The organism is Amphibacillus indicireducens (genome assembly GCF_039539605.1).
GTDB lineage: Bacteria > Bacillota > Bacilli > Bacillales > Amphibacillaceae > Amphibacillus > Amphibacillus indicireducens.
Map to the genome: position 1 here is coordinate 1 of NZ_BAABDL010000124.1, position 6,372 is coordinate 6,372.

At 35.1% G+C, this 6,372-nt stretch carries 2 protein-coding genes; both read right to left on the reverse strand.

All coding sequences use genetic code 11. From position 1 onward, the window contains the following. Nucleotides 1-300: 300 nt before the first annotated feature. Nucleotides 301-762 carry a hypothetical protein gene (locus tag ABD814_RS11545; RefSeq protein WP_344913307.1) on the reverse strand — a complete coding sequence of 154 codons (462 nt, stop codon included), beginning with the start codon at nt 760-762 and terminating at the stop codon, nt 301-303. A 630-nt stretch (nt 763-1,392) separates the two neighbouring features. After that, on the reverse strand, nt 1,393-5,658 hold the full coding sequence (locus ABD814_RS11550; protein WP_344913308.1) for an acyl-CoA dehydratase activase-related protein: 4,266 nt from the start codon (nt 5,656-5,658) through the stop codon (nt 1,393-1,395). Nucleotides 5,659-6,372: the final 714 nt, after the last annotated feature.

A 6,372-nucleotide genomic window follows, 5' to 3' on the forward strand; every position in this document is an offset into this window, starting at 1 on the left:
TAACTGGCATTCACTTTTGGCAATTTAATGGGCAAATCACCTATAAAAAATCAAGTTATGAATAATGCAGGTCAAATAATTTAGAATTTTTATTTATATTAGCACGTTTAAAAGAAATGTCAACATTATTTTTTCAATTTATGATTACTGTTAACTATGCAGTAATCGCATTTTAAGCTTAATAATTCTTCTATAACTAAACAGATAAGATTGATTAGAGTCACTAATTTTGATACCTCTCCTACATTACCATCTAGACCTACCTTTAGAACCAACTCCCATAAACCCGAAATGAAAAATTTATTTCTTATTCCTTTTTAAAAGCTTCGGTTCATAGTTTGATATGACTTCAAAAACTTCATCTCCTGTTGCAAATAAATGATGTTCAACATCAGGATAGAATTGTTTATTTGCTATTGGATGTTGGTCGAACTCCCTAATATAATCAGAATTTAAAACCTTTAAAAAAGAAAACGATTTTGCATCTCTTTCTTTCGCTTGGTTCATTTGTCTATTTCTTAAAAATGCATCACCTAGTTCAGTATTGTATCTAAAAGCCCAAACGACATATTCTAGTGGACAGACATGTTCAGGGTCATCATAAATAATATCTAGTAAATAACCTTTTTTATTTTCTAAACTTATTTTTAACATATGATTTTTCCGAATAATTTCTTGAATACCTACATCATGATTATCCCAATCACTAGGGCTATTATTGGGGTAGTAAGTCATTAATTTTTCTCTTTTATTTGAATTCATTATATTTATCACCTCGAGTAGTTATGGAAACCTTATGTTATCTGTCATATGGTGGCTACCTGAATATGACGAATTCTAATCTCTTATTGAGTTTGATCTATAATAAGTAACCGTTCTCCCTTCAGATGTTTTTATATAATGTCTATTACCTACGCTACGCTCGGAACCAGGCATCCTTTAGAAAATCTCTCCATGCTTGATTTTGCCCTCCTGACTTCAGCTAATTATTCACATGATTTCTACTACCTGTGTGCCTTGCACCAGATTTTATTGAGCCTCAAGTTGTTAGTATCCTGGACCACATTGAATTCTATAGTCATAAAGACTTACTCTTTATAGTGTATAGATCCATAACAAATGGTCGGCAATCAATTGGAGCAGCTGATGTTACTGGTGGAAACAAACCTATTAGTGTTATTAAAACAACTGAAAAAGCTAAAATATTGAATATTTTTCTCATGTAAGATAACTTTCCTTTTTATTTAGCTTATTGAGCCTTTATTGTCACTTTATATAGTTTATTTTCAATTATCAATAATATTGTGATTTTTCTGACGATTTCAGTTTACTCAAATTAAAAAATCTGCTCTAATCCTATTTAAGATTTGATCAAGCAGATTTTTAGTGTTATTAGAATGAATCAATTGTTGCAGTCTGTTGCTTGACTGTTTCTTTCGTTGGCTTTGTATTTGTCTGTGACAGCATCAAACGAATCCGATTTAATTGATTAACGAGTGAAGCTCCTGGATCATAGTCAATCGCCGTAAGATTTGCTTTGGGATGTTGTCGTTTGATTTCTTTCATCATCCCTCGCCCAACCACGTGATTAGGTAAACAGCCGAATGGTTGCATGATAATCACATTATTGACATCTCCTTTTAAAAACTGAACGATTTCACCTGTTAAATACCAACCTTCTCCCGTATGATTTCCAATTGATAAAATCGTTTTCGCTCCTTCTGCTACTTTATAAATCGATTCAAATGGTTCAAAGCGAATAGAATTATGAAGTGCTTGATTCATTGGTTTTTCAATTTGTTCAAGTATTTCTATCACTAATTTAGAGAGCCACTTTTTTCCTTTGTTAAAACCTAAATGATCTGCACGCCATTGCATATTATAGAGTGTGTAGTTAATAAAACCACTTAGTTCTGGACTAACAACTTCAGCACCCTCTTTTTCTAATAAGCTAACAATATCATTATTAGCCGTCGGTGAATACTTTACCAAAATTTCTCCGACAATCCCAACTTTAGGTTTTTCTTGATCATAGATCTGTATTTGGTCAAAGTCTTTTATAATTTGTTTCACATGTTGATTAAACCGTTTAAGTTTAGCTTCCTTTAGATTTGATTGGACACGCTTAATCCATTTTTGATGTAATTGATTAACACTGCCTGATTCCTTTTCATAAGGGCGTGTTTGATAAACAAGTTTTTGAAATAAATCACCATAAAGCATTGCTAGGCAAAGCCTTTTTACTAAAGATAATGTTATATTTAGGCCACTTTTTTCAGTCCCCTTATTTCCAGCTGTTAATGGAACAACTGGAATATTAGCAAACCCTGCATCTTTTAAAGCCTTTCTAAGCAATGGGATATAGTTACTTGCGCGACATCCTCCACCCGTCTGTGTCAATAACACAGATGTATGATCAAGATCATATTGACCACTTTTCAATGCATCGATTAATTGACCAATCGTGATAATAGCAGGGAAGCAAGCATCGTTATTAACATAAGTTAAACCTTGGTCAATTCCTTGTTTACCCGTTTCATCTGTTAACTGGACAACATTATAACCCGATGCACGTAAGGCCTCATCGATAAGACCCTCTTGATGAATTGGACTTAATAATGGCAATAAAATTGTATGTGTTGCTTTTTTATCTTTTGTGAAATTTATCTTTTCTACTGGTTGTTTTATCTTTTTAAACGCATGGCCTTCTCGCTTTTGAATGGCTGCTTTAAGTGAACGGATTCTAATTCTAGCAGCACCCAAGTTAGTCACTTCATCAATTTTCAATTGAGTATAAATTTTTCCTTCACTTCGTAATATTTCCTCAACTTGTTCAGCAGTAATCGCATCAATACCACAACCAAATGAATTAAGTTGAACAAGTTCCAATTGATCAAATTTTGTGACAGCTCTTGCAGCTGCATAAAGGCGAGAATGATAGGTCCATTGATTAATCACCCTTAAATGGTCAACAGACTCTAGGTGACTCACGCTATCTTCTGTTAAAACGTGAAAACCTTCCTGAGTCAGAACATTAGCAATACCGTGATTAATTTTCGGATCAATATGGTATGAGCGACCAGCGAGAACAATTGCTTTTTCTCCCGTTTGAGCTAACTCTTTTAATAAATTCTCCCCTTGTTTTTGAATATCTTGACGGTAACGTTCTATTTCTTGCTCTCCAGCTTGATAAGCATCTTTTACTTCTTGCAAAGTAATCCGATAATCCTTTAAAATTTGATGGAGAACATAGTGAACATGTTTTGGCTTCATTAAATTTAAATGAGGGGTATAGTAGTTAACTGTTTGATCGATAATTGAATCAATATTATTTTTAATCACACTTGGGTATGAAATAACAACGGGACAATTATAGTTATTGACCACTGAATCATCTTCTTGTTTTTCATAATTAATACTCGGATAAAAAATAAAATCAGGATCTTGATCAATTAGCTGATTGATATGGCCATGCATCATTTTAGCTGGAAAACAAACTGTATCATCTGGCATTGAGTCAATGCCACTCTCATATATTTTTTTAGAAGACTTCCTCGATACCTGAACATGAAAACCTAAGTGAGTAAAGAAAGTAAACCAAAGTGGATAATGCTCATACATATTTAACCCTCGAGGTAAACCAACTACTCCCCTTGCTTCCTCTTTATCGATTGGTTGGTAATCAAAAAGACGCTTGTATTTATAATTATATAAATTGACTTTTGAGCTTACATTTGGATACTGTGCTTTCGCTCCTTTTTCACAACGGTTTCCAGTAATAAAACGTCGACCATCAGAAAAAATAGAGATCGTTAAGGCACACCTGTTTTCGCATAACATACACCGGGCATACTTCTTTGTCAGTGAAAAGTTTTCGATTTCTTCAGCTGTAAGAAGTGTAGATACGCCCTCTGGCTCTGATTGTTCATATGCAATCAGAGCTGCCCCGAACGCACCCATTAATCCAGCAAGATTTGGACGAATCACTTCGCGTTTCGAAATCTTTTCAAACGCTCGAAGTACAGATTCATTATTAAAAGTGCCACCTTGACAAACGATTCTCTTTCCTAATTGACTTGGTTCTTTTACTTTAATAACCTTATATAAAGCATTTTTTATTACAGAAATAGAAAGACCCGCAGATATATCTGCAATAGATGCCCCTTCTTTTTGCGTTTGCCTTACTTTGGAATTCATAAACACAGTACAGCGCGAACCTAGATCAACTGGAGCTTTTGCTTTCAATGCCACCTCGGCAAATTCTTCTACTGTTGTATTCAATGACTTTGCGAATGTTTCAATAAAAGAACCACAGCCTGAAGAACAAGCTTCATTTAACTGAATTGACGTTAATACACCATCTTCAATCGTCATTGCCTTCATGTCTTGACCGCCAATATCGAGAATAAAATCAACACCCGGTTGAAAGTGATTAGCTGCTTTATAATGACAAACTGTCTCAACTTCACCTTGATCAATTTTTAGAGCATGCTTGATTAAAGACTCGCCGTAACCTGTACTCACCGCTCGACTAATATAGACATCTTCAGGCATGTCTTGATAAAGTTTTAATAAAATATCCATTGTCTTTTTAAGTGGATCACCATCATTTGAATCATAAAAGGTCCACAAGACATCTCCAGAAGGATTGATTGCGACAGCCTTTGTCGTTGTTGAGCCGGCATCAATCCCCAAAAATATCGATCCTTGGTAATTTGATAATATGGCTTGATTAACAGTTGCCTTTTTATGACGGGCTCGAAAAGTGGCTAACTCTTCTTCATTTTCAAATAGCGGCTCAAGTGCATGAATCGGCTGAAGTACTTGAAGTTGTTCTGAAAACAACTTTTTCTTTAGCTGATGAAAACTCGTTTGTTTTTCATTTTTCGCATCAAGTGCAGCACCAATCGCAACAAAATACTGTGAGTTATCTGGAAAAATAACTTGATCCTTTGTTAATTTTAATGTTTCAATAAAGCGCTGTCTTAATTCACTTGAAAAGTTCAGTGGGCCACCAAGCAGTGCTACATTCCCTTTAATTTTACGACCAGAAGCTAACCCTGTAATCGTTTGATTGACAACTGCTTGAAATATTGAGGCTGCAATATCTTCTTTTCTCACGCCATCATTAATCAATGGTTGAACATCACTTTTAGCAAACACACCACAGCGAGATGCGATGGGATAAATTTTTTGATAGGTTTTTGCTAACTCATTCAATCCGCTTGGATCTGTATCTAACAATGTTGCCATTTGGTCGATAAAAGCACCGGTTCCACCAGCACAAGATCCGTTCATACGTTGATCGAGCGTTCCCTCAAAGAATGTAATCTTTGCATCTTCCCCACCTAGTTCAATCGCAACATCCGTTTCTGGAATCCATCGTTCGACTGTTTTAGTACAAGCAATTACTTCTTGAATAAAACTTATTTCTAATACTTCTGCTAAAGCCATACCACCTGAACCAGTAATTTTCAATTGAATCGGTTGATTATGAAAAACCTCTGTTGCTTCATGCAATAGTTCTTTAATTGCTTGTTTTATATCGGAATAATGGCGTGCATATTTTTTAAATAATATTTGTTCATGACGATCGATGACAACAAGTTTAATCGTCGTTGAACCAACATCAAATCCTGCATATACCATTTTCCCCATACAATCCCCTCCTTATAAAATCTTTCTTTTTTACGATGCCTTTCATTATAAAACGAAACTTCAATCAGTGGGCGTTAGGCCTACAGGATGTAAGTCATGCAAGTCCTTTCGATGGAGTGAGTAATCGCAACCCCAGATGTTGGGACTGCGGTTACCAATGTTGTCAAGTTAATACGCCGCTACAGAAAAACACTACGCTTTCCATGGGCGTGGCTTGAGCTATTCCCATAGGACAAGGAAAGCTTCGTCAGCGAGACATCGCACGAAGAAAATTGCTTTTTATTTTCGAGGAGTCTCCATATTTTTCTTTCGCTGACTAATCACTTTATATATATTAAACTTTACTAACCTGACAACATTGCTGCGGTTACTCGTCCCACCGAAGACATTGGTGAAAACGCTTGTGTGGCCAACGTCGTGTTGGGCCGGGTGAATCAAGACATTAGCTCACCTGATCTCCCGCCTAAATTGATTTACTTCTTTCCTTTATTTTAAGGCAGGCATTTTACAGACGGTTATCTGTAATAAAAAGTAAAAGTTTTCATTTGCAAACAGAATTCCACTCATTATCTTTTAATAATAATTGATTGCTAGCTATTTCACAATTTTTTCTTACATTCTATTATAAAGAAACTATTAAGTAGTGTCTACTGAACAAATACTATTCTTCTAAAATAGTCTGTCTTAGAGTGGGAATAATCAATTTTAATCCCA

Coding starts and splice junctions, on each gene's coding strand:
- ABD814_RS11550 (WP_344913308.1), bottom strand. CDS start 5,658: ATGGGGAAAATGGTATATGCAGGATTTGATGTTGGTTCAACGACGATT.
- ABD814_RS11545 (WP_344913307.1), bottom strand. CDS start 762: ATGAATTCAAATAAAAGAGAAAAATTAATGACTTACTACCCCAATAAT.